Annotated in this window: 24 protein-coding genes; 9 read left to right on the top strand and 15 right to left on the bottom strand. The window is 67.6% G+C overall.

Features of this window, described 5'->3' with window-relative positions; translation table 11 throughout:
- Positions 1-27: 27 nt before the first annotated feature.
- Positions 28-2247: a RelA/SpoT family protein gene (locus R9X41_RS08160; protein WP_318634374.1), complete on the bottom strand. Its 2220-nt coding sequence runs from the start codon at positions 2245-2247 to the stop codon at positions 28-30.
- Positions 2244-3200 carry an alpha/beta fold hydrolase gene (locus R9X41_RS08155; RefSeq protein ID WP_318634373.1) on the bottom strand — a complete coding sequence of 319 codons (957 nt, stop codon included), beginning with the start codon at positions 3198-3200 and terminating at the stop codon, positions 2244-2246. Before R9X41_RS08155 ends, R9X41_RS08160 begins: the two co-directional genes overlap by 4 nt.
- Before the next feature lie 98 nt (positions 3201-3298).
- On the opposite strand from R9X41_RS08155, the gene R9X41_RS08150 reads away from it, so the two are divergent.
- Entirely contained in the window at positions 3299-4081 is a 783-nt protein-coding gene (locus R9X41_RS08150) for a 3-hydroxybutyrate dehydrogenase (protein ID WP_318634372.1), read from the top strand.
- 154 nt (positions 4082-4235) lie between these two features.
- On the opposite strand, the gene R9X41_RS08145 is transcribed toward R9X41_RS08150, so the two are convergent.
- A complete protein-coding gene (locus R9X41_RS08145) occupies positions 4236-4946 on the bottom strand; it encodes an SIMPL domain-containing protein (protein WP_318634371.1) in 711 nt (236 codons plus the stop codon).
- 175 nt (positions 4947-5121) lie between these two features.
- On the opposite strand from R9X41_RS08145, the gene ompR reads away from it, so the two are divergent.
- Together ompR and R9X41_RS08135 are read left to right on the top strand one after the other, a co-directional pair.
- Positions 5122-5856, top strand: coding sequence for an osmolarity response regulator transcription factor OmpR (ompR, locus tag R9X41_RS08140; RefSeq protein ID WP_318634370.1), 735 nt, complete (start codon positions 5122-5124; stop codon positions 5854-5856).
- 55 nt (positions 5857-5911) lie between these two features.
- A complete protein-coding gene (locus R9X41_RS08135; RefSeq protein ID WP_318634369.1) occupies positions 5912-7441 on the top strand; it encodes a sensor histidine kinase family protein in 1530 nt (509 codons plus the stop codon).
- Here the strand turns inward: R9X41_RS08135 and ispF are convergent.
- Both ispF and ispD read right to left on the bottom strand, forming a co-directional pair.
- Positions 7430-7909, bottom strand: coding sequence for a 2-C-methyl-D-erythritol 2,4-cyclodiphosphate synthase (gene ispF, locus R9X41_RS08130; protein WP_318634368.1), 480 nt, complete (start codon positions 7907-7909; stop codon positions 7430-7432). The genes R9X41_RS08135 and ispF overlap by 12 nt on opposite strands.
- Positions 7906-8619 carry a 2-C-methyl-D-erythritol 4-phosphate cytidylyltransferase gene (ispD, locus tag R9X41_RS08125; RefSeq protein WP_318634367.1) on the bottom strand — a complete coding sequence of 238 codons (714 nt, stop codon included), beginning with the start codon at positions 8617-8619 and terminating at the stop codon, positions 7906-7908. Before ispD ends, ispF begins: the two co-directional genes overlap by 4 nt.
- Before the next feature lie 174 nt (positions 8620-8793).
- On the opposite strand from ispD, the gene mfd reads away from it, so the two are divergent.
- The gene (gene mfd, locus R9X41_RS08120) at positions 8794-12258 is read left to right on the top strand and encodes a transcription-repair coupling factor (RefSeq protein WP_318634366.1); all 3465 of its coding nucleotides are present in this window, start codon (positions 8794-8796) and stop codon (positions 12256-12258) included.
- Positions 12259-12287: 29 nt separating this feature from the next.
- Positions 12288-12995, top strand: a complete 708-nt coding sequence (serB, locus tag R9X41_RS08115) for a phosphoserine phosphatase SerB (protein ID WP_318634365.1) — start codon at positions 12288-12290, stop codon at positions 12993-12995.
- A 7-nt stretch (positions 12996-13002) separates the two neighbouring features.
- Here serB and R9X41_RS08110 read toward each other — a convergent pair whose 3' ends face one another.
- From R9X41_RS08110 to R9X41_RS08100, 3 genes are read right to left on the bottom strand one after another with little or no spacing between them, the layout of a single operon-like run.
- Positions 13003-14544, bottom strand: coding sequence for an MFS transporter (locus R9X41_RS08110; RefSeq protein ID WP_318634364.1), 1542 nt, complete (start codon positions 14542-14544; stop codon positions 13003-13005).
- On the bottom strand, positions 14541-15032 hold the full coding sequence (locus R9X41_RS08105) for a MarR family winged helix-turn-helix transcriptional regulator (protein ID WP_318634363.1): 492 nt from the start codon (positions 15030-15032) through the stop codon (positions 14541-14543). The genes R9X41_RS08110 and R9X41_RS08105 overlap by 4 nt, the downstream gene beginning before the upstream one ends.
- A 44-nt stretch (positions 15033-15076) precedes the next feature.
- Positions 15077-15949 carry a LysR family transcriptional regulator gene (locus R9X41_RS08100; protein ID WP_318634362.1) on the bottom strand — a complete coding sequence of 291 codons (873 nt, stop codon included), beginning with the start codon at positions 15947-15949 and terminating at the stop codon, positions 15077-15079.
- A 69-nt stretch (positions 15950-16018) separates the two neighbouring features.
- Between R9X41_RS08100 and R9X41_RS08095 the strand changes: the two genes are divergently transcribed.
- Positions 16019-17269 carry an alpha-hydroxy acid oxidase gene (locus R9X41_RS08095; RefSeq protein WP_412556672.1) on the top strand — a complete coding sequence of 417 codons (1251 nt, stop codon included), beginning with the start codon at positions 16019-16021 and terminating at the stop codon, positions 17267-17269.
- Positions 17270-17336: 67 nt separating this feature from the next.
- Positions 17337-17816: a cupin domain-containing protein gene (locus tag R9X41_RS08090; protein ID WP_318634361.1), complete on the top strand. Its 480-nt coding sequence runs from the start codon at positions 17337-17339 to the stop codon at positions 17814-17816.
- A gap of 24 nt (positions 17817-17840) precedes the next feature.
- Here R9X41_RS08090 and trxC read toward each other — a convergent pair whose 3' ends face one another.
- The 4 genes from trxC to R9X41_RS08070 all read right to left on the bottom strand — a co-directional run bounded on the left by trxC (position 17841) and on the right by R9X41_RS08070 (position 20908).
- Positions 17841-18275 carry a thioredoxin TrxC gene (gene trxC, locus R9X41_RS08085; protein ID WP_318634360.1) on the bottom strand — a complete coding sequence of 145 codons (435 nt, stop codon included), beginning with the start codon at positions 18273-18275 and terminating at the stop codon, positions 17841-17843.
- Positions 18276-18289: 14 nt separating this feature from the next.
- A complete protein-coding gene (locus tag R9X41_RS08080; protein WP_318634359.1) occupies positions 18290-18616 on the bottom strand; it encodes a hypothetical protein in 327 nt (108 codons plus the stop codon).
- Positions 18617-18669: 53 nt separating this feature from the next.
- Positions 18670-19503 (bottom strand): EamA family transporter, encoded by an 834-nt coding sequence (locus R9X41_RS08075; protein WP_318634358.1) that lies wholly within the window; start codon positions 19501-19503, stop codon positions 18670-18672.
- Positions 19504-19609: 106 nt separating this feature from the next.
- On the bottom strand, positions 19610-20908 hold the full coding sequence (locus R9X41_RS08070) for a Glu/Leu/Phe/Val family dehydrogenase (RefSeq protein ID WP_318634357.1): 1299 nt from the start codon (positions 20906-20908) through the stop codon (positions 19610-19612).
- Between the two features lie 193 nt (positions 20909-21101).
- Here R9X41_RS08070 and msrA point away from each other — a divergent pair, with 193 nt between their 5' ends.
- Both msrA and R9X41_RS08060 read left to right on the top strand, forming a co-directional pair.
- Positions 21102-21854 carry a peptide-methionine (S)-S-oxide reductase MsrA gene (msrA, locus tag R9X41_RS08065; RefSeq protein ID WP_318634356.1) on the top strand — a complete coding sequence of 251 codons (753 nt, stop codon included), beginning with the start codon at positions 21102-21104 and terminating at the stop codon, positions 21852-21854.
- Between the two features lie 89 nt (positions 21855-21943).
- Positions 21944-23239: a DEAD/DEAH box helicase gene (locus R9X41_RS08060; RefSeq protein WP_318634355.1), complete on the top strand. Its 1296-nt coding sequence runs from the start codon at positions 21944-21946 to the stop codon at positions 23237-23239.
- Here the strand turns inward: R9X41_RS08060 and R9X41_RS08055 are convergent.
- The 3 genes from R9X41_RS08055 to R9X41_RS08045 all read right to left on the bottom strand — a co-directional run bounded on the left by R9X41_RS08055 (position 23236) and on the right by R9X41_RS08045 (position 25455).
- Positions 23236-23580: a DUF6172 family protein gene (locus tag R9X41_RS08055; RefSeq protein ID WP_318634354.1), complete on the bottom strand. Its 345-nt coding sequence runs from the start codon at positions 23578-23580 to the stop codon at positions 23236-23238. The genes R9X41_RS08060 and R9X41_RS08055 overlap by 4 nt on opposite strands.
- Before the next feature lie 20 nt (positions 23581-23600).
- Positions 23601-24785 carry an aminotransferase-like domain-containing protein gene (locus R9X41_RS08050; RefSeq protein WP_318635177.1) on the bottom strand — a complete coding sequence of 395 codons (1185 nt, stop codon included), beginning with the start codon at positions 24783-24785 and terminating at the stop codon, positions 23601-23603.
- Between the two features lie 97 nt (positions 24786-24882).
- Complete coding sequence (locus tag R9X41_RS08045) at positions 24883-25455, bottom strand: FxDxF family PEP-CTERM protein (protein ID WP_318634353.1); 573 nt, start codon at positions 25453-25455, stop codon at positions 24883-24885.
- Positions 25456-25753 lie beyond the last annotated feature (298 nt).

The raw sequence follows: 25753 nt of genomic DNA, 5'->3' as shown, positions 1-25753 counted from the left end.
CCGGATCAAATTTCGCGCGCATCCAGTTCACCCGCGCCTTGCCGAACGGACCCCCGCCACCGCACCCACGACCGATAGCACCTGAGCCAACCGCGCGGAGTCGCCCACCTCCACCGTAAAAGTCATCCACGCCGACCCCTTGCTCGATTGCGTCTGCACGCCGATCACATTCGTCTTTTCCCGCGCAAAAACGTCCGAGATGTCGCGCAGCAAGCCCTGTCGATCAGTCGCTTCGATGCGGACGTCAACCGGGTAGGCAGCCGAAGTACCCGCCTGGGGAGCTCCCCATTCGACTTCGATCACGCGTTCAGGCGACTTGCTGGCCATTTCCCGAAAGTTGGAGCAACTGGCGCGATGCACGCTCACGCCTTTTCCGCGTGTGACGAAGCCCCGAATCGCATCCGGCGGCGCCGGCTTGCAGCACTTGGCCATCTGGGTCATGAGCGAGTCCAGGCCCACCACCAGCACGCCGCCCTTGGAACCCTGCTCGGTACCGCGAGACTTGCGCAGCAGCACCAGATCGTCTTCGCTGGGCAAAGCCTCCGGCGGCTTGAGCAGCACTTCGATGTTGCGCAAGGAGAACTCGTCCTTGCCCACGACCTCGAAAAGCCCGTCCGCCGACTTGAATCCAAGTTGCCCGGCCAGGTCTTCGAGCTTCAATGCCGTCCGGCCTTCGCGCTGCAGCAGCTTTTCGACCGCATCGCGCCCCCGTGCGATGGTCTCGCGATTGGCTTGCGCATTGAACCAGGCACGTACCTTCGACTTGGCCCTGGCGCTGCTGAGGTAGCCGAGCTCGGCGTTGAGCCAGTCGCGCGACGGTCCGCCCTCTTTTGCAACGGTGACCTCCACCGTCTGCCCGTTCTGCAGCGGCGTGTTCAAGGGCACCATGGCGCCGTCCACGCGCGCGCCTCGGCAGCGGTGCCCCACGTCGGTGTGCACCGCGTAGGCAAAATCGACTGGCGTCGCGCCCTGCGGCAGTTCGACGACCGCCGCGTCGGGCGTCAGCACGTAGATACGGTCGGCGAACAAGCCATGGCCGTGTTGCGAACCGGACAGGTCGCGCTCCCAGGCCAGCAGTTGCCGCAGTACCGCGATCTTGGCGTCGTATTCGCTGCTCGCCGAAACGCCCGCGTAGCCCTTGCTGCCGGCCTCCTTGTAAGCCCAGTGCGCGGCCACGCCATGTTCAGCGTGGTCATGCATGGCCTGGGTACGCAGCTGGATCTCGATGGGCTGGCCCGCCGTGTTGCGCACCACCGTGTGCAGCGACTGGTAGCCGTTGGCCTTGGGCTTGGCGATGTAGTCGTCGTACTCGCCGGGAATCGGCCGAAAGTGTTCGTGCACCCAGCTCAGCGCCGCATAGCAGTCGGCGACGGTCGGCACGATGACCCGCAAGGCGCGGATGTCGAACACCTGGTCGAAGTCGAGCGACTTGCCCCGCATCTTGCGCACGATGCTGTAGATGTGTTTGGGCCGCCCCTGCACCGTGGCGGCGATGCCCTGTGCCCGCAAGGCAGATTCCAGGTCCGATCGCAGTTGCGCCATCGACAGCTCGCGCCCGGCGCGCTTCTCGTCGAGCTTGCGGGCGATGTCGCGGTAGGTGTCGGGCTCGAGGAACCGGAAGGCCAGGTCTTCCATCTCCCACTTCACCTGCCAGATGCCCAGCCGGTTGGCCAGCGGTGCGAACACATGCAGCGACTCGTAGGCCAGGCTGTGCGGCGGCGGGTTCTTGGAGGCTGCGGCGTAGCGCAGCGTTTCCAGCCGGGACGCCAGCCGCAGCAGCACCACCCGCAGGTCGCGCGAGAACGCCAGCAGCATCTTGCGTACGTTCTCCGTCTGCACGGCCGGGTCGTCCAGCAGTCGCGCGCCGCCGTCGTTGCCACGCGCTTGCCGCTGCACATGGATCAGGCGGTTCGTCTCGACGGCGAGTGCCGCATACTCGGCGCCGAAGGCCTTGGAAATGACCTCCTGCGGGCGCGCGAGGTGGTCGCAGGCGTGCACCAGGTAGTTCGCCGCCCGCATGGCGGTAGAGCCGCCGATGGCTTCGAGCATGGCGGACACCGCGTCGGCATGCGCCAGCACGTTCTGGCCGGATTCGAGTTCCTCGCACGCGATCAGCGGCTCGGCGAACGCGCGGGCGCGCGCCAGCGCCTGCGCCTGTTCAGGCAGCGCGTGCGCCGTAGCGAGCACCACCTCGGGAACCGACTCGGGCAAGGGTGCCGTGCCGGGTGCCGAAACAATGCTCCTCATGCGCTGTCGCCGACCAGGAAGTCCAGCACTACCTGCGATTGGGCGTCGGTCACCAGCGTGGGTGCATGGCCGACCCCGGCGAATTCCACGACACGCGCCCTGGGTCCGCGTTGCGACATGGCTTGTGCGGTGCCGCTCGACAGCAGGTCCGAACCGGCGCCGCGCAGCAACAGCGTGTCGGCATCGATCGCGTCGTAGAGGCTCCAGAGAATGGCTTCCGACTGCGCCGCGCCTTCGGGCGTCATGGCGCCGAAGGGTTGCGCGATGGCCGGATCGTAGTGAAGCCCGAAGCGGCCGCCCTCGCGCGGACTGAGCATGGCTTCGCTGAGCGCACGCCATTCCTGCGGCGTGTGGGGGCCGAAGCTGCTGGACCGCTCCCAAAGCGCCTGCGCGCCTTCGTCGATCGAAGCGAATTCCAGCGACTCGCCGACATACTGGCCGATGCGCTCCAGCGCCGGCCATTCGAGCGCCGGGCCCACATCGTTGAGCACCAGCCTGCGCACCTTCACGGGCAGCAGCAGGCCGGGCTGGCCGCAGATCGCGATGCCGATCAGTCCGCCCATGCTGGTGCCGACCCAGTCCAGCACGTCAATCGGCGCCTCGGCGTGCAATTGCGCGAGCAGGCACAGCATGTCGGCCGCGTACATCGGCACCACGTAGCCGGCGGGATCGAGCAACCAGTCGCTGCCGCCGCGCCCCACGACGTCGGGGCAGATGACACGCGCATGCGGCGCCAGCCGCCGCGCCAGGACGTCGAAATCACGGCCCTGGCGGGTCAGGCCATGCACGCAGACCACCACGTGCGGATGGGCTGGATCGCCGGTCTGATTCCACTCCCAATAAGCCATGCGATGGCTGCCGTCCGATGTGGAATGCCCCCGTGCCGCACCGGGCGCGGTCGGGCACGAAACATGGCGGAGAACGGGGCGGGAAGCGGTGCTGGACGATGGCATGGGATTGTCTCGAATCATCGATTGGCGGCGCGGTGCGCGCCTCCACGAAGACGGCAATAATGCCCGCGACCCATCCTAATTGATCCGGAGAAACATCCATGCTCAGAGGAAAGACCGCTCTCGTCACAGGCTCCACCAGCGGTATCGGACTGGGGGTCGCGCAGGCGCTGGCCCGCCAGGGCGCCAACCTGGTATTGAACGGGTTCGGGGACACCGAAGAACCGAAACGCCTGGTGGCCGAAGCGGGCAAGGCGCACGGCATTTCGGTGAGCCACCATGGTGCCGATATGTCCAAGCCCGATCAGATCGCCGACATGATCGCCTTCGCCGGCAAGGCAAGTGGGCAGGTCGACATCCTGGTGAACAACGCCGGCATCCAGCACGTCGCGCGCATCGAGGACTTTCCGCCCGAGAAGTGGGACGCGATCATCGCCATCAACCTCACCAGCGCCTTTCACACCACCCGGCTGGCATTGCCGGGCATGCTCGCGGCCGGCTGGGGGCGCGTGGTGAACATCGCCAGCACGCATGGGCTGGTGGCGTCGGCGCAGAAGTCGGCCTACGTGGCGGCCAAGCACGGGATCGTCGGCTTCACCAAGGTCGCGGCGCTGGAGAACGCCACGACCGGCGTCACCGTCAATGCCATATGCCCTGGCTGGGTGCTGACGCCGCTGGTGCAGAAGCAGATCGACGAACGCTCGGCACGCGACGGCATATCCGCGGACGACGCCAAGCGCGATCTGCTGAGCGAGAAGCAACCGTCGCTGCAGTTCACCACGCCCGACGAGTTGGGCGAACTCGCCGTCTTCCTCTGCTCGCCGGCTGCCAACAATGTGCGTGGCGTGGCCTGGCAGGTCGACGGCGGTTGGACCGCGCAATAACTGGCTCGCCCCCCAGGCTGCCGCACTTCGTGTCGTTCGCCTACCCCCTTCCGGGGGCGGTGCTGGCCGGCCGGCGGAGCCGGTCGGCGGCACCCTGGGGTGGGGAGACCACGCGTGTTCGAACAGGGCGCCCGCAGGTTCGGTGCGGGTCGGCTCAGTTCATCTGCACCGAGCCGGACACATTGACGGTGACGGTGCTCTTGCCAGCCTCGACCGGGACCGGCGCGTCGGCCACGGCCGCCTTGGCTTCCATGGCCATCATGCGCGGGCGCTGCATCGGCGAGGAGTCGCTGGTATTCACGGCCACCTCGCGCAGGGTGTAGCCCTTGAAACCGAAGGCACGGCTCAGGTCGGCGGCCTTGGCCTTGAAGCGCTCGATCGCCTGCGATTGCGCATCGCCTTCCACCTTGGCGCGCTGCTCGCGGCTCAGGCCGAAACCGGTGCGGGACAGGGTCAGCGTCGAGATGCGGCCCGCGGTGGACGTGATGCGCGGGAAGTCACGACCTTCCAGCACCAGCTCCGCGGAGCCCTGCCAGCTGGCGATCTTTCCGTCCTTCGAATAGCGCGGGTACAGACCGAAGTTGCCGGTCCGCACATCGAGCTGGCCGGGCGCCGCGTTCTTGCGCGCCTCGACCAGTGCGGCGTCGAGCGCTGCCTTGAGCTGCGACTGCACGGCCGCGGGATCGACGCCCTCCTTCGTCGTCGACAAGGTCATGCTCAGCATGTCCTGCGTCACCTCCACCTGGCCGTCGGTCGACAACTGGACGACGTTCTGAGGCTGCGGCGCGACCAAGGTCTGCGCCTGTGCGCCGACAGCTGCCAGGACGAAAGCGATTGCCGGAAGAATCTGAAATTTTGGATGCATGGATATCGGTTTTTTCGGTGATTGGATGGCGGCTCGGAGGCCGCGCCCGACCTTATCCGGGTGGGCCGAAGATGCCAGCGCGCCCTGAGGCAAGACTTGTAACAATTGACAAAACGGCGCGAAACCACGCCGCCGCCGCCTACACAATGCGTCTGTTACAAATATCGAGACCTCCATGACGCAACCCGTAGCCGCACGAACCGACAAGATCCTGGTGGTCGACGACGATGCCCGAATCCGCGACCTGCTCCGCCGCTACCTGACCCAGGAAGGTTTCGAAGTGATGGTCGCCGAGGACGGCAAGGCACTCAACCGCATCCTGCTGCGCGACACCGTCGACCTGATCGTGCTCGACCTGATGATGCCTGGAGAAGACGGCCTGTCCATCTGCCGCCGCCTGCGCGCCGCCAACGACCGCACGCCCATCATCATGCTCACAGCCAAGGGCGAGGACGTCGACCGCATCGTCGGTCTGGAAGTCGGCTCCGACGACTACCTGGGCAAGCCTTTCAATCCGCGCGAGCTGCTGGCCCGCATCCACGCGGTGCTGCGTCGCCGGCCGCCGCCGGAAGCCCCGGGCGCTCCGTCGGGCGAAAACGAAACCGTCACCTTCGGCCCCTTCACCTTCGACCTCGGCACCCGTGCCCTGCAGAAGAGCGGCGAGGAGCTACCGCTGACCACCGGCGAATTCGCCATGCTCAAGGCGCTGGTGCGCCATCCGCGCCAACCACTGTCGCGCGAAAAGCTGGCCCTGCTGGCACGCGGCCGCGAATTCGAGCCCTTCGATCGCAGCCTCGACGTGCAGATTTCCCGCCTGCGCAAGCTGGTCGAGGTCGACGCCGCCGCGCCACGCTATATCCAGACCGTCTGGGGCGTGGGATACGTGTTCGTGCCGGACGGCACGAACTGATGCGTGACACCCAACGTACGCTGACAGCCGGCCCCGACACACCAGTGCTGTCGCCATGGCCGCAGTAGCCCATACCGCCGACGCGGCAGACGCCGCCCAGGAGCCGGCGCGTGCGGAGGACGAAAAAGTCGAGGTGCGGCCCAAGCGGGTCGGCCTCAACCTCTTCTGGCGCACCTTCTTCCTGCTGGCGATCCTGCTGGTCGGCAGCATCATGGCCTGGCTGCACACGCTGCTGTCGCTCGAATACGAGCCGCGCGCGCTGCACACCGCCCAGCAGATCGCATCGCTGGTCAACCTCAGCCGCGCAGCCCTGATCCACGCGGACGCCATCGCGCGGGTGTCGCTCATCAAGACCATGGCCGACCAGGAAGGCGTGCGCATCCTGCCGCGCGAGCCCGGCGACCGCTACGAACCCATGGTGGCCGACCGCTTCGGCGGCCGCATGACGGAAGAACTGGTGGAGCGGCTGGGCCAGGGCACGGTGGTGGCGCAGAGCGTCAACGGTGAAAAAGGCCTGTGGGTCGGCTTCGTCATCAACGGCGACTCCAACTGGCTGCTGCTCGACCAGGCCCGATTCAGTCCGTCGAGCGGCACGATCTGGCTGGTGTGGCTGGTGACGGCGGCGGTGCTGTCCCTCGCGGGCGCGGCTGCCATCACGCGGCTGATCAACCGCCCGCTCAAACAGTTGTCGCGGGCCGCCAACCGGGTGCGTGAAGGCGATTTCGCCACCGCCGAACTCGACGAACAGGCCCTCACCACCGAGATCCGCGAAGTCAATCTCGGCTTCAACCGCATGGCGCGCCGCCTGGCCGAACTGGAGCAGGACCGCGCCATCATGCTGGCCGGCATCTCGCACGACCTGCGCACGCCCCTGGCGCGCCTGCGGCTCGAGACCGAGATGAGCGTGGCCGACCTCGATGCGCGCGACCACATGGTCGCCGACATGGCCCAGCTCGACGCCATCATCGACAAGTTCCTCGACTACGCCCGCCCCGACCACGTCGACCTGCGCCCAGTGCTGCTGGGCGACGTCGTCGCTTCCTGCGTCTACGCGGTGGAAGATCACGACGAGCTCAAGATCCGCGTCGAGGTGCCCGAAGGCCTGCGTGTGATGGCCGACGGCACCGAGCTCGCGCGGGTGGTGTCCAACCTCATCGAGAACGCGCGCCGTTATGGCAAGTCGCCGGGGCTCGACGTGGCCGAAGTCGACATCGGCGCCTACGCCACGGCCATCGGGCGCGATGTGGGCACGGTCGTCATCACCGTGCGCGACCACGGGCTGGGCGTGCCGCCCGAATCCCTGGTCCATCTGACCAAACCGTTTTTCCGGGGCGACACTGCCCGCACCTCGGCCACCGGCGCAGGTCTCGGCCTGTCCATCGTCGACAAGACGGTGCGGCGCATGGGCGGCACCTTCCAGTTGTCGAACGCGCGCACCGGCGGCTTTTTGGCCCGGCTCGAACTCGCCCGGGCGCCGGCTGTCGACGGCCACGAAAAGCCGCCGTCGTCGGGCTCCGAAAAGCGCTCCTGGCGGCCGTCGGTAGTCGCCCGCCGGGTGTTGCCGAAACAGACCCTACCGAAATAGCAGCACGACGGCGCGGGCTTCCATGCTGAGGCCCTCGCCGACCGGGCCGAGCTTTTCGGCGGTCTTGGCCTTCACGTTCACCGCGTCCGGCTCCAGTGCCAGCACCTCGGCGATGCGTTCACGGATCGCCTGCTTGTAGGGCACGAGCTTCGGCGCCTGGGCGATCACCGTGCAGTCGACATTGCCCAGCCGCCAGCCGAGTGCCGCCACCCGGCGCATGGCCTCGGCCAGCAGCACCGCAGAATCGGCGCCCTTGAACTGCTGGTCGGTGTCCGGAAACAGCGTGCCGATGTCACCCAGGCCTGCGGCCCCCAGCAACGCATCGGTGATGGCGTGCAGCAGCACGTCCGCATCCGAATGCCCGAGCAGGCCCTTGGCGTACGGCACTTCGACACCGCCCAGCACCAGGCGCCGCCCCTCGACCAGGGCGTGTACATCCCAGCCCTCTCCCACGCGAATCTGATTCATCCGATCTTTCGTGCGGCCAACACCGCTTCGGCCAGGGCGAAATCCTCCGGCCAGGTCACCTTGAAATTCTGTGCGCCGCCCGGCACCAGCCTTGGCTGCAGGCCGAGCGCCTCCACCGCGCTGGCCTCGTCGGTTACCGCGCTGCCCGCGCTGCGCAGGGCGTCGGCCAGCATGCCGAGCCGGAACATCTGGGGCGTCTGCGCCAGCCAGCGGTCACGCCGGTCGAGCGTGGTGTGCGCCCGGTCGCCGTGCGCGGCCTTGAGCGTATCGGCCAGCGGCTGGGCCAGCAGCCCGCCGACGGCATCGTCCAGGCAGGCGTCGATCAGCGAGTCGATGCGTTCGGGCGTGACCAGGCAACGTGCCGCGTCGTGCACCAGCACCCAGTCGTCGGGCGACGCGCCGCGTTCGGCCAGCGCGGTCAGGCCCTGCGCCACCGTCTGCGCCCGTGTCGTGCCGCCACAGGCCACGACGGCGAAGCGCCGGTCGTCCGGCCCGCGGTGTTCGAAGAACTTGTCGCCCGGCGCCACCACCAGCAGGCCGCCGGCCAGTCGCGACACCCCGCCCAGCGCGGCGAGCGTGTGACGCACCATCGGCACGCCGGCGATCGGCTGGTATTGCTTGGGCTCGTCGCCGCCGGCGCGCTGACCGGTACCCGCGCAGGGGACGAGCGCCCAGAGGCGGGCGGAGGGTTGGGGAACGGCTTCAGGCATGCGGGCGGGAGAAGGGTAAAAACCGGGGTAATCGGGCGCCCGCGCATTGAACACGGGGCAAATCGCCCCATTCTAGAATCGGGCGAAAGATCGCCCTGTCACCCCCCGTCGCCGCGACGGGGGGTGTTCGTGTTTCAACGGCGGAACAACGCCCCGGTTTTCAGCACCTTGTCTATGGATCTGCCACGCCTCGTTCCCGGAAAACGCTTCACCCTGCCTCGCCCGCCAGGATCGGCCGACGCGCTGCTGCTGGGCCGACTCGGGTTGCGCGAGGCCGCTGCCGGGCGACGCACCGCCATCGTCACCTCCGATGCCAACGACGCCCAGCGTCTGCTGGACGAAATCGCCTTCTTCGCACCCGGCCTGCGTTGCGCATTGTTTCCCGATTGGGAAACGCTGCCCTACGACACCTTCTCGCCGCACCAGGACCTGATCAGCGACCGGCTGGCAGCGCTCTGGCGCATTTCGCAAGGCGACGCCGACGTGGTGCTGGTGCCGGCCACCACGGCGCTCTACCGGGTGGCGCCGCCCTCCTTCCTGGCGGGCTACACCTTTCATTTCAAGACGAAGCAGAAGCTCGACGAGGCCCGGCTTCGCGCGCAGTTGACACTTGCCGGCTACAGCAACGTCTCGCAGGTGGTGAGCCCCGGCGAATACGCGGTGCGCGGTGGCCTGATCGATCTCTACCCCATGGGCTCGCCGGTGCCCTACCGGGTCGACCTGTTCGACGACGAGATCGACTCGATCCGCACCTTCGACCCCGACAGCCAGCGCAGCCTCTATCCGGTGCCCGAAGTGCGGCTGCTGCCCGGCCGCGAGTTCCCGATGGACGACGACGCCCGGGCGCGCTTTCGCAGCCGCTGGCGCGAGATGCTCGACGGCGACCCCACCCGCAGCCGCATCTACAAGGACATGGGCGCGGGTGTGGCCACCGCCGGCATCGAGTACTACCTGCCGCTGTTCTTCGACGAGACCGCCACCGTCTTCGACTACCTCGGTGCCGACGCCACCGTGGTGCTGCACGGCGACGTCGAGCCCGCCTTCCAGCGCTTCTGGCAGGACACACGCGACCGCTACCGTCTGGTGCACGGTGACGCCGACCGCCCGGTGCTGCCGCCCGAATCGCTGTTCCTGTCGGCCGACCAGTTCTACGTGCGGGCCAACGCCCATGCGCAGCTCGCCCTGCGTGCCGCCGATTCGAGCCAAGGCAACGAGCGCTTCGCCCCCCTCACCGAGATCTCGGTGGTGCGCGGCGCCGAAGACCCGCTGGCCCGCTTCAAGACCCACGCCCGCAACACCCAGAACCGCGTGCTGATACTGGCCGAGAGCGACGGCCGGCGCGAGAGCCTGCTCGACTTCCTGCGCGCCAGCGACGTGCAGCCGCCGGCCTTCGACAGCCTGCAGGCTTTCGAAGCCGCCGCCGACGAGCGCCTGGGCATCGCCACCGCGCCGCTGGCCGCCGGTTTCTCGTGGATCGACGAAGGCATCGACTTCGTCACCGAAACCGAGCTCTTCGCCGCCGGCGTCACCACCCGCAGGCGCCGCCGCCAGGAGCAGGTGAGCGATGTCGAGGCGCTGATCAAGGACCTGTCCGAGCTCAACGTCGGCGACCCGGTGGTGCACGTGCAGCACGGCATCGGCCGTTACCTCGGCCTGATCAACATGGACCTGGGCCAGGGCGACAGCGAATTTCTGCACCTGGAATACGCCGACAAGGCCGCGCTCTACGTGCCGGTGTCGCAGCTGCACCAGATCAGCCGCTACACCGGCGTGTCGGCCGACGAGGCACCGCTGCACAAGCTCGGCAGCGCCCAGTGGGACAAGGCCAAGCGCAAGGCCGCCGAACAGGTGCGCGACTCGGCCGCCGAGCTGCTCAACATCTACGCCCGCCGCGCGCTGCGCCAGGGCCACGCGTTTCGCTTCTCGGCGGCCGACTACGAGATCTTTTCCAACGATTTCGGCTTTGACGAAACCGCCGACCAGCGCGCCGCCATCCATGCGGTGGTGCAGGACATGATCTCGCCCCAGCCCATGGACCGCCTGGTCTGCGGCGACGTCGGCTTCGGCAAGACCGAGGTCGCGCTGCGGGCCGCCTTCATCGCGGTCACCGGCGGCAAGCAGGTGGCTTTCCTGGCGCCGACCACGCTGCTGGCCGAACAGCATTTTCAGACGCTCGTCGACCGCTTCGCCAAGTGGCCGGTGAAAGTCGCCGAGATGAGCCGCTTCCGCTCCGCCAAGGAAATCACCGCCGCCGCCAAGGGCCTGGAAGACGGCAGCGTCGACATCGTCGTGGGCACGCACAAGCTGCTCAGCGAGTCGGTCAAGTTCCAGAACCTTGGCCTGCTCATCATCGACGAGGAGCACCGCTTCGGCGTGCGCCACAAGGAGCAGATGAAGGCCTTGCGCTCCGAGGTCGACGTGCTCACCCTCACCGCCACCCCCATCCCGCGCACCCTGGGCATGGCGCTCGAAGGCCTGCGCGACCTGAGCGTGATCGCCACCGCGCCGCAGCGCCGCCTGGCCATCAAGACCTTCGTGCGCAGCGAGAGCAACGGCGTGATCCGCGAGGCGGTGTTGCGCGAGCTCAAGCGCGGCGGCCAGGTCTACTTCCTGCACAACGAAGTCGAGACCATTCAGAACCGCCGGCAGAAGCTCGAAGAGATCCTGCCCGAGGCGCGCATCGCGGTCGCCCACGGCCAGATGCCCGAGCGCGAGCTGGAGAAGGTCATGCGCGACTTCGTCGCCCAGCGCTACAACCTGCTGCTGTGCTCGACCATCATCGAGACCGGCATCGACGTGCCGTCTGCCAACACCATCGTGATGAGCCGCGCCGACAAGTTCGGCCTGGCGCAGCTGCACCAGCTGCGCGGACGCGTCGGCCGCAGCCACCACCAGGCCTATGCCTACCTGATGGTTCCCGACATCGAGGGCCTCACCAAGCACGCCCAGCAGCGGCTCGATGCCATCCAGCAGATGGAAGAGCTCGGCTCCGGCTTCTACCTGGCGATGCACGACCTGGAAATCCGCGGCACCGGCGAGGTGCTGGGCGAGAACCAGAGCGGCAACATGATGGAGATCGGCTTCCAGCTCTACAACGAGATGCTGTCCGAGGCGGTGCGGTCGCTCAAAGCCGGCAAGGAACCCGACCTGCTGGCGCCGCTGTCGGCCGCCACCGAGATCAACCTCCACGCGCCTGCCCTGCTGCCCAACGACTACTGCGGCGACGTGCACCTGCGCCTGTCCTTCTACAAGAAGCTCGCCACCGCCCGCACCGCCGACCAGATCGACCGGCTGCTCGAGGAGATCGTCGACCGCTTCGGCAAGCTGCCGACGCAGGCCCAGACGCTGGTGGACGTGCACCGGCTGCGGGTGCTGGCCAAGCCCTACGGCGTGGTCAAGGTCGATGCCGCACCGGGCGTCACCAACATCACCTTCAAGCCCAATCCACCGGTGGATCCGATGCGCATCATCGAGCTGATCCAGAAGAACCGGAACGTGAAGCTGGTCGGCAACGAAAAGCTGCGCATCGAGCGCGAGCTGCCCGAGCCCAAGGACCGCGCCCAGATGGTGCGCGACATTCTGCGCAGCCTGGGCCAGCCCCGCGCCGACGCGGCCGAAACAGCCAGCGCCACTGCCTGACACCACCTTTTTTTTTCGACCCTGCTCTCATGACCACGACTCCCCTGCCCGGCCTGGTGCTGCGCGGCATCCAGACACCGCTGCGGCTGGCCGACTTCAAGCTGATCGCCTTCGACATGGACTCGACGCTGATCAACATCGAATGCATCGACGAGATCGCCGACGCGGTTGGCAAGAAGGCTGAGGTCGCCGCCATCACCGAAGCCACGATGCGCGGTGAGATCGCCGACTTCCGCGAAAGCCTGCGCCGCCGCGTGGCCCTGCTCGAAGGCGTTCCGGTGGAAGCGCTGCAGCAGGTCTACGACCAGCGGCTGCGGCTCAACCCCGGCGCCGACATACTGGTGGCCGCCTGCAAGGCCGCCGGCATGAAGGTGCTGCTGGTGTCGGGCGGCTTCACTTTTTTCGCCAACCGGGTGAAGGATCGGCTCGGCATCGACTTCGCCCGCTCCAATCTGCTCGACGAACGCGACGGCAAGCTCACCGGGCGCGTCGTCGAACAGAGCTGGGGCGCCATCTGCGACGGCGCCGAAAAACGCCGCACGCTGCTCGAGGTGGCTTCCTTGCTCGGCGTCACGCCGCAGCAGACCATCGCCGTCGGCGACGGCGCCAACGACCTGCCGATGATGGGCGAGGCCGGCCTGTCGGTGGCCTACCACGCCAAGCCCAAGGTGCGCGAACAGGCCCGGGTGTCCATCGAGCAGGGCGGACTCGACCGCCTGCTCGAAGTGCTGGTCTGAAGAAGCTCTACGCCAGCCGGCGCTGCGCGAGCACCATCCCGGCTGCCAGCAGCGCCAGCACCGCAAGAAAGCGGTAGACGTCCTCGCAGGACAGCAGCAGCGCCTGCTGCTCCACCAGGCGCGACATCTGCGCCGTCGCGGCCTGATGCGCGGCGCCCGGCAGCAGGCCGTGGGCGGTGAATGCCGCCTGCATCGACGCCATCCAGTCGACCGTCTGTGCATGGTTGTCCGACACAGTGGCCGCGATCTGCGAGCCGTTGGCGAACTGCCGGTCTTCCAGCACGATGGCGGTCACCGCGCCGGAGAACGATCCGGCGAGCTGGCGCATGAGGTTCTTGCTCTGGTAGCCGTGGGCGAAGGCGGCGTCGCCCAGTCCGCGAAACGTGAGGCCCGCCACCGGCAGCACCAGCATCACGCCGAACATGCCCTTGGCGACCAGTCCCGGCAGCAGCGCGCCGGCATCGGCGCCCGGCGGCATCGCCGAGAACAGCGCCGCCGCGGCCGCCAGGGCCAGGGCGCCGGCGACCATCATGGGTTTCTTGCTGGGCATCTTCGCCGCCGTCTTGATGTAGCCCCACGCGATGGCGAAGCTCACCGCCGCCGAGAAGGTGCTCATCCAGCCCACCGCCTGCAGCGGAAAACCGAGGCTGCGCTCCGCGAAGATCGGGAACAGATAGTTGCTGGCGTTCGACAGCAGGTAGTGCACGAAATAGAGTGCCAGCCCCATCACGTACACCGGATGCCGCAGCTCGCGCAGGCGCAGCAGCGGCTCTTCGTGACGCCACTGGTGCCAGAGAAAGAACAGGAACAGCGCGATGCCCGCCGCCGCGATGGCCGCCAGCCGCAGCGGCCGATCGAACAGGTCGTAGCGCGCCTCCGCCATGCCCAATTGCAGCAGGGTGAGCGCGGCGGCCACCATGAGCAGCGGCGTCGCCGCCCAGCGCACCGGCTCGCCGCCACGCCCGGCGGCATCGGGCAGCAGCCACCAGCAGCCGGCCGTGGCCAGGGCTGTCGGTGGCAGCACCGACAGAAAAATCCAGCGCCAACCCCAGCCCCAGCCATCCACCAGGGATGCGGCAAGCACCGGCGCGCAGGCGCTGAGCCCGAACAAAATCAGCATGTAGTACTTGATCGCCAGGCCGCGCTCCTTGGCGCCGAACAGCATCGGGATCAGCACCCGCGAACTGGTGAACAGCGCGCCGCCGCCGAAGCCCTGCACCAGCCGCGCCAACCCCAGGCCGACGATGCCGTCGGCCGAAGCCGACGCCACCGAGCCGATGGCGAAGATCACGAGCGACACCGTGAGGTAGCGCCGGTAGCCGAAGTGTCGCGACAGCCACTGCTGCATCACGATCATCACCATGCTGCCGACGGCATACGCCGCCTGCGCCTGCGCAAACTCGCGCGGCCCGGCGTCCACGCCGCCGACGATGTGGCTCGCCGCGAAGACGAACATGCCGTTCTCGAGAAACTCCAGCCCCACCAGCAGGCCAAGCAGCGCCATCAGCAGGCGCCGCCGGTCCTGGTGCCATGCGAGGGGATGGCTCACGGTGCTTCCTCAGGCAGCAGGCCGGCGTGCACCGTGCGCAGCACCTTCAACGCGGTGGCGGTCGCCTTCGGACCGACCGCGCTCCAGCCTTCCTGATAGGCGGCGTGCACGGCCGGCGCGATCTCTTTCAGCCGCCGGCTTCCCGCCTTGGTCAGAGCGAGTTGCAACGCGCGCCGATCTTCCTTGGCCGGCGACCGTTGCACCAGCGCCTTGCGCTCCAGCCCGTCGAGCAGGCGCGTCACCTGCACCCGCGTGGCGTCGAGCGTGGTGCTCAGGTCCGACGGCCGCAGCGGCTCCACCGCATCGTCGGCTATCAGCACCAGCGCCAGGTATTCGCGCATGCTCAGCTCGAACGGCGCCAGGGCCGCATCGACCCGCGCCTCGAGCAGGTGCGCAACGCGGAACACCATGCGCGACGCGGCGATGGCGTCGGCCAGTTCGGCCGGCCGGTCGGCGAGCAGGCGGTCGAGGCGGGATGGCGAAGTCATGGCTTCATTCAAAAAGATTTCAAATGAAATTATATCCAATGCAATCAGATGGTGCCGCTCGCCTCTCGAAAGGCCTGCTCGACCGCGTCGATGCGCCGGTTTCCCGCGTCGGTCGCGCGCCGCACGATCGCCATCTGCCGCGAGGGTGCCTGCCGGCCCAGGCCCACCTCCCGCACCGGATACGCACCCAGCAATTCCGCTCGCAATTCCGGCAGCACCGACACCCCCAGGCCGATCGCCACCATGCCCACGATGGCCTCCACGCCGGGCAGGTCGACCAGCGCCTGCCGGTTCGGCGCCAGCGTGTCGACGAATCGGGCCGCCAGCCGGCCGGCGACGAGTTCGCGGTCGAGCCGGATCCACGGCTGCTCGCGCAACACCTGCGCCACGCTCGCCACCGGCAGGTCGGCTGGCACCAGCAGCTTGAAGGTCTCGCGGCCCAGGTCGGTCCAGCGCAGCCGGCTCGATCCACCGGTGGTCGGCCGGAACACCACCGCCACGTCGAGCGTGCCGGCTTTCAGGTCGTTGAGCAGGCCCGGCGTGGTGCCGCGGTCGATCTGCAGTTCGATCTGCGGCGCCTGCCGGCGAACGGCGGCGAAGGCGCGCGGCAGCAGCGTCGTCTGCGCCGACTCGGTGATGCCGAGACGCACCCGGCCGGCGAGCGCCAGGTCGTTTACCTCGCGCAGCGCCTCGATGTCTTCGACCGCCTTCTCCACCGTGCGCGCCAGCCGCGACGCGAAGGGCGTGGGCCGCACGCTGCGGCCGGAGCGGTCGAACAGCGGCTGCCGGAAGTACGCCTCGAGCTGCTTCATCTGCAGGCTGACTGCGCTGGGCGTCAGGTTCACCTGCTCCGCCGCGCTGGCGAAGCTGCCGTGTTCCATCACCGCGATCAAGGTGGAAAGCGCATGGAATTTCATGAGAATTTCTCGTGGGTCGAACGACGAATCATCGCCGATGCAACATGGTCACGCGGCTAGCATCGAGCCATGCAACCGACCGTCTCCCTTGAAAACTATCCCGTCTTCAGCCACACCGCGCCGCCCTCCTCGCTGGCGCGGCAGATTCCGCCGCGCTTGCGCCGCATGCTCTCGCTCGACGACTTCGAGATCGCCGCGCGCAAGCACCTGCCCGGTCCCATCTTTGCCTACGTCAGCGGCGGCTGCGAGACCGACCGCAGCCTGCGCGCCAACCGTGCCGCCTTCGAAGGCTACGAATGGGTCAACCGGGTGCTGGTCGACACCTCGCGCCGCTCGCTCGCCACCTCGCTCTTCGGCCACCGCTACGCCGCGCCTTTCGGCATCGCGCCCATGGGCATCAGCGCACTGTCGGCCTACCGGGGCGACCTGATCCAGGCGCAGGCCGCCGCTGCGCTCAACGTGCCGATGATCATGAGCGGCTCCTCGCTCATCCGCATGGAAGACGTGGCGCGGGCCAATCCGGCTGCGTGGTTCCAGGCCTACGTACCCGGCGAGCCGGAGCGCATCCTGGCGTTGCTCGACCGGGTGGAAGCCGCCGGTTTCGGCACGCTGGTGGTGACGGTGGACGTGCCGGTATCCGGCAACCGTGAGAACAACATCCGCGCCGGTTTCTCCACCCCGCTGCGGCCCGGGCCGCGATTGGCCTGGGACGGCATCACCCATCCGCGCTGGCTGATCGGCACCGCGCTGCGCACGCTGGTGCGCCACGGCATGCCGCATTTCGAGAACTCGCACGCCACGCGCGGCGCGCCCATTCTGGCGTCGAACGTCATGCGCGATTTCGGCGCGCGCGACCACCTGAGCTGGGAGCATTTCGCGCTGATCCGCCGGCGTTGGAAGGGCCGGCTGGTGGTCAAGGGCATCCTCGACGTTGGCGATGCGCAACAGGCACGCGACCAGGGCGCCGACGGCATCGTGCTGTCCAACCACGGTGGCCGGCAGCTCGACGGCGTGGTCTCCCCGATGCGGGTGCTGCCGGCGGCGCGCCAGGCGCTGGGGCCGGACTATCCCTTGATGATCGACAGCGGCTTTCGGCGCGGCAACGACGTGCTGATTGCCCTGGCCCTGGGCGCGAGCTTCGTTTTCGTCGGCCGGCCGTTCAATTACGCCGGCGCCATCGGTGGCCAGCCGGGCGTGCAGCACGCCATCGGCGTGCTGGCCTCGGAGGTGGCGCGCAATATGGCGATGATCGGCATCCTCAGCCCATCCGACGCCAGTCCGGCAAACCTCATGCCCCGGCAGGATGTACCGGCTTTGTAAAAGTCAGATACAAATTGGGAAATAATCGCGAACGTCCAACACACGTCCTGCCGACCGCCCGATTTCCATGAAAAACACCGTGATCGCCTTCTGTGCGGGCGTCGTCGTCACCCTCGCCGGGGTCACCGCCTACGAATGCATCGAGCACGTGGACCGCATGCCCGACCCGTCCGAAGCCTCCATCGCCCTGCCCCTGACCGGCTACAACGCGCCCGAAGCGCGCGTGATCAGCGGCACGCCGAACTTCCGAGGCACCGTTTACGCCACGTCGGCGGACGGCAAGACGATCTCCGGCATCTGGGCGGCCGATGGCCCGTCGACCTTCGACTGGACCTATGTGGGCGACGAAGCGGTGTACATCCAGGAAGGGCTGGCCAAGGTCACCTACCAGGGCCGCACCTTCGAATTGAAGCCGGGCGAAAGCGCTTTTTTCCACGTGGGCACGGTCGCTACCTGGGAGGTGCCGCAGCATGTGCGCAAGTCATGGACAGTACACGGCGCCAACCGCCTGGTGCGGTGGTGGCGCAGCGTCACCGAGGCGCTCTGAGCACCGGAGCCTGACCGACGGCGCTCAGCCGCCGTGCGAGCGCACCCAGCGCAGGATGTCGGACGCGCCCATGGCACCGGCCTGCCGCGCAATCTCCTTGCCGCCCTTGAACAGCGCCAGCGTCGGAATGCTGCGAATGCCGAATCTCGCACCGAGCGCCGGCACCGCTTCGGTGTCGACCTTGGCAAGCCGCACCGACGGTTCCAGCTGACCCGCTGCCTGCTCGTAGGCCGGCGCCATTTGCCGGCACGGGCCGCACCACGGCGCCCAGAAATCCACCAACACCGGAATGTCGTTGCGGCCGATGTGCCGGTCGAACGCGGCCTGGTCGAGCGCCACCGGATGCCCGGTGAACAGCGGCTGGTGGCAGCGCCCGCAGTCGGCCTCGGCGCGGTCGTCCGGCGCCACGCGGTTGGTGGTGTGGCAGTGCGGGCAGACGATGTGCTGCGCGTCGCTCATGGGCGCCTCCCCACTCAGGTCGCCGATGCCGCCGGCCGCCGCGCGTGGGCGATGGCTTCGCGGGCCGCGAGCTCGGCCGCCATGGCCGGTTCCAGCGGCGTGCGGCACAGGCCGGCCTGCTCGTAATAGAGGTTCTCGTACACGATGGCTGCGGCGGGCGAGGCGATCAACAAGGCATCGGTCGACGCATCGCGCGGCAGACTCTGCAGTTCGGCAGCCAGCCGGGCCGCGACGTCGCGGTATTGAGCCGCATCGGCATGGTTGCCGGCTTCCAGGCGCTCCAGCAGCCCGGCCAGCAAGGCGGCGTTGCGGGGAAGACTTTGCTTGGTGGTGGAGTTCATGCTGCTGAAACTGGGGACGGCCGGCCAGCTTGCAAGAGGCGAGGCCACCGGCCTCAGGGCGGCTCCGGGCCGACGACCGGCTCCGGCGCCCTGCCCGCCGCACCGGCTGCCACACCGCAAGACGCGATCACCACGCAGCCGATCGCCAGCCACTGTATCGGCGCCAGCCGCTGGTGCAGGAACAGCCAGCCCGAGAGGGCGCCCATCACCGGCTCCAGGCTGAGGAGCACGCCGAAGGTCTGCGGCGGCAGGCGCCGCAGCGCGTACATCTCCAGCGAATACGGCACCGCGCTAGACAACACCGCCAGCGCGAGCCCCGCGCCGAGCATGGCCGGCGTCAGCAGGTTCGCCCCCGCCACCGCCACGCCGAAGGGCAGCGCGATCAGCGCGCCCACCAGCAAGCCCAGACCCAGCGCCGGCCCCGGATGACCGCGCGCCACCTTCTGGCCGACGACGATGTAGCCCGCCCACAGCGCACCGGCGGCCAGCGCCCAGCCCAGCCCGACCGGGTCCAACGTGCGCGCGAAACCGCCCAGCGGCAGCAGAAGCGCGATGCCGGCGACCGCCATCGCGATCCAGGCGAAGTCGTGCACCCGTCGCGAGAACGTGACCGCCACCGCCAGCGGGCCGAGCAGTTCGATGGCGATCGCCACGCCCAGCGGAATGGTCCGCAGCGACAGGTAGAAGGTCAGGTTCATGCCGCCCAGCGTCAGGCCGAACAGCGCCACGCCCAGCAGTTGCCTGCCGGTCCAGCGCACCCGCCAGGGCCGCCAGAAGGCGATGAGCAGTAGCGAGGCGAACCCCACGCGCAGCAGCGTCGTGCCGGTGGCGCCTACACGCGCGAACAGCTGGATGGCGAACGAGGCGCCGGCGGCGAGCGACGCCATCGAGCCCACCAAAGCGAAAACCGCGGGCCATTGGGCGCCGCGGTGTCCGGGGGAAGCGTCCTGCGCTTCGGTCAAGAGAGACTCACAGTCGGGTCAGGCAAGGAAATCAGGGGTACAGGCCGCGCTCCTGGCGTGCCGCGAGGATGCGCTCGCAGGCCACCGCGAAGGTCGCCGTGCGAAGGCCGATCTTATGCTGGTCGGCGGTGTCCCAGATGTGGTTGAGCGCGTTCACCATGATCTGGTCCAGGCGTTGGTTGATCTCGTCCTCGGTCCAGAAGAAGGACGAGAAATCCTGCACCCATTCGAAGTACGACACGGTCACGCCGCCGGCGTTGCAGATGACGTCGGGCACCACCAGCACGCCGCGCTCGGCCAGGATGTCGTCGGCCTCTGGCACGGTCGGACCGTTGGCGCCTTCGAGCACCAGCTTGGCCTTGAGCTTGCGGGCGCGCTCGGCCGTCACCTGGCCTTCGAGTGCGGCCGGAATCAGGATGTCGCAGTCCACGTCCCAGAAGGCTTCGTTGTCGATGCGCTCGGCGCCCGCCAGGCTCACCACGCCGTCGCGGCGGGCCGCTTCCATCAGCGCCGGCATGTCGAAGCCGTCGCCGTTGAACACGGTGCCGGTGTGGTCCTGCACCGCCACCACCTTGGCGCCGGATTCGGCGAACAGCTCGGCCGCGATCGAGCCCACGTTGCCAAAGCCCTGCACCGCGACCCGGGCGCCGCGCAGGTCCAGCCCGGTGCGGCGCGCCGCCTCGCGGCCGGTGACGAACACGCCGCGCCCGGTCGCCTTGACTCGGCCCAGCGATCCACCCAGGTGGATCGGTTTGCCGGTGACGACCCCGGTGGAGGTGGCGCCGGTATTCATGGAATAGGTGTCCATCATCCAGGCCATGATCTGCGAATTGGTGTTCACGTCCGGCGCGGGAATGTCCTGCTGCGGGCCGATGATCAGGCCGATCTCGCTGGTGTAGCGGCGCGTCATCTTTTCCAGTTCGTTCTGCGACAGCGCCTTGGGATCGACCCGGATGCCGCCCTTGGCACCGCCGTAAGGCAGGTTCACCGCCGCGCATTTCACGGTCATCCAGGCCGACAGGGCCATCACCTCTTCGAGCGTGACTTCGGGGTGAAAGCGCACGCCGCCTTTGCCCGGGCCGCGCGACAGGTTGTGCTGCACCCGGTAGCCCTCGTAGTGGGCGATGGTGCCGTTGTCGAGCTCGATCGGCACGTCGACGATCAGCGCGCGCTTGGGCCTTTTGAGCGTCTCTGACCAGCGCTGCAGCTTGCCCAGGTAGGGCATCACCCGGTCGACCTGCGACAAGTAGGTGCCCCAGGCGCTGGTGGGCGTGGGTTGCACGAAGGACAGCGCGTTCAGCTGCGTGGCGCGGGTGGTGGATGTGCTCATGACGACGATACCTTCCGGTGGACAAAAAGCGATGTCGCACGATAGCGTGACTGGCGGCCGGCCCCAAGGACCCATGCGTTTCCGGTATGCATGTTATGCATAGATTGCCATTCGCGACTCCGGCGCGATGATGGGTGAACCATCGCTTCGACGCTGTATCCAAACGACACCCATCCCTGCCCAGGAGTCCGCCATGGTCCCGTCACGCCGTCCCGCCCGATCCGCTACTCCGTCACCGTCGCGCATCGGTGGCAGCAAGCCGCTGCTGCTGGCCAGCGTCCTGGCGCTCGCCGCCTGGACCTTCTTCGGCGCGAGCCAGGCGGCCGAAGAGCCGGTGCGCATTCCGCCACCGGCTGCCGACATGGTCGCTGGCACGGCCGGCCCGCAGACCGTTGTCTTCGCCGGCGGCTGCTTCTGGGGTGTGCAGGGCGTGTTCCAGCACACCCGCGGCGTGCTCTCTGCCGTGTCCGGCTATGCGGGTGGCGCGGCCGATACCGCCCAATACACGGCGGTCAGCGGCGGCCGCACCGGCCACGCCGAGGCGGTGCAGGTCACTTTCGATCCCCAACAGGTCAGCTACGGCAAACTGATGCAGATCTATTTCTCCGTCGCCCACGACCCCACGCAGCGCAACCGCCAGGGCCCTGACATCGGCACCCAGTACCGCTCGGCCATCTTCTACGCCACGCCGGCGCAGCAGGACCTCACCCGCCGCTACATCGCCCAACTCGACGCCGCCAAGGCCTACACCGCGCCCATCGCCACCGAAGTCGCGCCGCTGAAGGCCTTCTACCCCGCCGAGGCCTATCACCAGGACTACGCCACCCTGCATCCCACACAGGGCTATATCGCCACCTACGACCTGCCGAAGATCGCCCATCTCAAGGCGCTGATGCCCGAGCTCTACCGCGAGCAACCGGTGCTGGTGAAGCCCGCCGGCGCCTGACGGCCGAAGCGGCTGGGCCGCACCGAGCCATCCGTGCCAAGATCGGCACCCTTCCTTTGCCTCCCGCGCCGACGCCCGCGCCCTCCCCCATGCCCTTTTCCGCCCTCGGCCTGTCGCCGGAACTCGTCCACGCCATCGGCACGCTGGGCTTGCGCACACCCACGCCCATCCAGGCGGAGGCAATTCCCCCGGCACTGGGCGGGGCCGACCTGCTCGCCACGGCCCAGACCGGCTCCGGCAAGACCGTCGCGTATGCCCTGCCCCTGCTGCAGCGCCTGCCGCCACCGGTCATCGAACAGCGCCGCCGCCTGCCGCAAGCCCTGGTGCTGGTGCCCACCCGCGAACTCGCGGTGCAAGCCGGTGAACTGCTGCGCGACCTGGCCCGCCAGATGCCGGGCCGGCCGCAGGTGGCGGTCGTCTTCGGTGGCGTGTCGGCCAACCCGCAGATGATGGCCTTGCGCGGAGGTTGCGACGTGGTGGTTGCCACGCCCGGGCGCCTGCTCGACCTGGTCGACCACAACGCCCTGTCGTTGTCATCCCTCGCCTGCCTGGTGCTCGACGAGGCCGATCGCCTGCTCGACCTGGGCTTTGCCGAAGAGCTGCAGCGCGTGCTCGGCCTGCTGCCCGAGCGCCGGCAGAACCTGTTCTTCTCGGCCACCTTCCCGCCGGCTGTCGAGGCCCTGGCGCGTGGCCTGCTGCGCGACCCGGTGAGGGTGGAAATCGCCACCACCGACGAAGGCCGCCCCGACATCGCACAGCGCGCCGTGCTGGTCGACACCGGACAGCGCACCGCGCTGCTGCGCCATCTGCAAAAAGCCCACGCCTGGAAACGCGCGCTGGTCTTCGTCGCCACCCGCTACACCGCCGAACACGTGGCCGACAAGCTCTACAAGAAAGGCGTGTTCGCCACCGCCTTCCACGGCGAGCTGAGCCAGGGCGCGCGCCAGCAGATCCTGGATGAATTCAAGGCCGGCCGCTGGGACCTGCTGCTGACCACCGATCTCGCCGCGCGCGGCATCGACATCGAGGACATGGGCGTGGTCGTCAACTACGACCTGCCGCGCTCGGCGGTCGACTACGTGCACCGCATCGGCCGCACCGGACGTGCCGGCGCCAGCGGCGTGGCGGTGAGTTTTGTGAGCGCGAGCACCGAAGCGCATTTCAGGTTGATCGAGAAGCGCAACGGCGTGGCGATCGAGCGGGAAATCATTGCCGGCTTCGAGCCGGTGGAGACCACGCCCGCGCCGGCCCCGGCAGAAGCGCCGTCCGGCGCCGGCGGCATCAAGGGCCGGCGTCCGAGCAAGAAGGACAAGCTGCGCGCGGCGGCGGCCCAGGCGGCACTGGCGAGCCAGCGCGCCGACGAGCCCCCCCAAGAGAAGAGTTAATCGTGGTCGCCGAAGGCCGCCGCCGCGCCTTCGGCATCCGACGCCGTGCCGCCCGGCCGCGCCTTGTTGCGCACACCGTGTGTCGTCAGCACTTCCACATAGAACGAATCCGCTCCGCTGGCAGCGGCCGCGTCCACCGATTCGATCAGGCTGCCCAGGTGCACCCGCTCGGCGCTTTGCTCGGTGGCGCCGAAGCGGCAGTCGAAGTCCCAGAAATCCACGCCGGCCGGCAGGTCGCGGCGGCGTTCACGCTTGAGATAACGGCGGATATCGTGCTTGACCGCGTCCAGCAGGCGGTCGCGGTTCTTGCCTTCTACGGCAAGCGAATAAGTTTTCTTCATGGTGGATTATCGCGGGCGGTTCACAGCGCCTTCGCCAGGCGGGCGATGCCTTCCTGAATGCGCGCGACGTCGGCCGTCGCGAAACTCAGCCGCAGCGTCGACACATCCGGATTCGCCGCGAAGAACGGCGCGCCCGGCACGAAGGCCACCAACTGCTCGATGGCCTTCTTGGCGAACACGCTCGCATCGGTCGGCCCGCCATTGGCGCCGGTCAGCCGCGCCCAGAAGAACAAGCCGCCCTGCGGCTGGGTGAAGGTGATCGCACCGCCGAGCTCGCTGCGCAGGCTCTCGGCCATGGCGCGGCAACGCTCGGCATATACCTTGCGCACGTTCGCCAACGTCGCCGGCATGCGGCCGCTCTTCAGGTATTGCGCGGCCGTGGCTTGCGCGAAAGTGCTGGTATGGGCATCGCTGAATTGCTTGCACATGACCGCGTTGGCCAGCAGGGCCGGCGGCGCGATCATCCAGCCCACCCGCAGGCCCGGGCTCAGCACCTTGCTCATGCTGCCGCAATGCACCAGCAGTTCGCGGCTGCCGGGCACCTCGGGTGTCATGGCCATCAGGCTCGGTGGCGGCGGGGCATCGGTGAAATACAGGTCGCCGTAGGGATCGTCCTCGACGATCACCGTACCGTGGCGCACCGCCATCTCCAGCACTTTCTTGCGGCGCTCCCGGGTCAGCAGCGCGCCGCTGGGGTTGCCGAAGGTGGGAATCAGGTAGACGAACTTGGGCCGGTGCTCCTGGATCAGCGCCTCGAGCTCATCGGTCTTCACGCCATCGGCATCGATCGGCGCGCTGACGAGTTCGGCGCCGTAGAGGCGAAAGCACTGGATCGTCGCCAGGAAGGTCGGGCCTTCCACGATCACCTTGTCGCCGGGGCTGATCAGCGTCTTGCCGATCAGATCGAGCGCCTGCTGGCTGCCGGTGGTGACGATCAGGCCCTGCGGCGCGACCTCGACGCCCTTGGTCGCCATGAAGGCCGACAGCTGCGAGCGCAGCGGCTCGTAGCCTTCGGTGGCGCCGTACTGCAGCGCGCCCGGCTCGTCGAGCGCACGGGCGCTGGCCTCGCGGATGCCGTCCACGTCGAACATCGCGCTATCCGGAAAACCTCCTGCGAAGCTGACGATGCCGGGCGTGCCCAGCAGCTTGAAGAGTTCGCGGATGGCGGAGGTTTCGACGTTCTGTAGGCGGTCGGCGAATTGCATGGTCATGGGCAGGAACAGCGAGAAGGAATACGTCGCGACGCCGCCATGCTCAGTGCGAGGGGCTTCGCGCGAAGCCCTGGATTGTCGCCGTTCCTGGCTAGGCGCGCCGTTTGGCGATGGAGCGGCGGCGGGCGATGGCGCCGATCAGGCCCATGCCGGCGAGAAGCATGGCGTATGTTTCGGGTTCGGGAACGGCGGATACGGTACTCAGAACCACTTGTCCTGCGCCTTCGCTATAGCCATATAGCGAAATCGTCAGCGTATTGCCAGAACTGGATATTCTGCTTTGAGAAAACGGAAGATTGCTCTTTGCTTCGTCATATGTAAAATTTGTTGGAAAGTCACCATCAAGATTGGTAAATATATATGAATTATAAGCGTTTTGATAAGACGTATCGAAGAAATTAAATAGGATATACTCAGGACTAATAAAAATAATATCTCTGTTGTAATCGCTTGACCCGAACACTGCTCCAAAAAATGGAATCGACTGCGTGCCAAAATCCACCGAGCCATCATAAGATTCGAATGTTACATTTACCCTATTTTGTTCCAACCCAGCAGCCGTAGCGCCAAATCCGGCGCAAGTTAATGCGATCATTGAGACAATTTTGCTTGCGACGTTCGAGGCAGAATATTTTGAGCACATTGTTTTCAGTCCTTGGTTCAATTGTTGAAGAGTCCGTTTTAAACAGACTTGACAAGGGTTACACCCACGCCAAATCGCGTCAATGATCCGATGGATCTAGCAAATCGTGAAACAAGCCATCTTTATTCCAAGGCGTAACATAACGTTCGTATAACGCTGAAGATTGATGGCCCCGCTTGAGCTGCTGACCGTACGCTGTATTCAATGCAAGCGATCGATGTCGGCGTCTACGACGCACGCGTCAGGCTTTGGCGGCTAACCAATAAGCCGCCTTTGCTTTTTGATCTGGGGCGGCAAGGGTTGGGACGGCGATCGCCGG

Origin of the sequence: Xylophilus sp. GOD-11R, from assembly GCF_033546935.1 — a bacterium.
Classification (GTDB): Bacteria; Pseudomonadota; Gammaproteobacteria; order Burkholderiales; family Burkholderiaceae_C; genus Xylophilus.
Note: the sequence above shows the minus strand (reverse complement) of the source record. Positions and strands in the feature narration are given on the sequence as shown.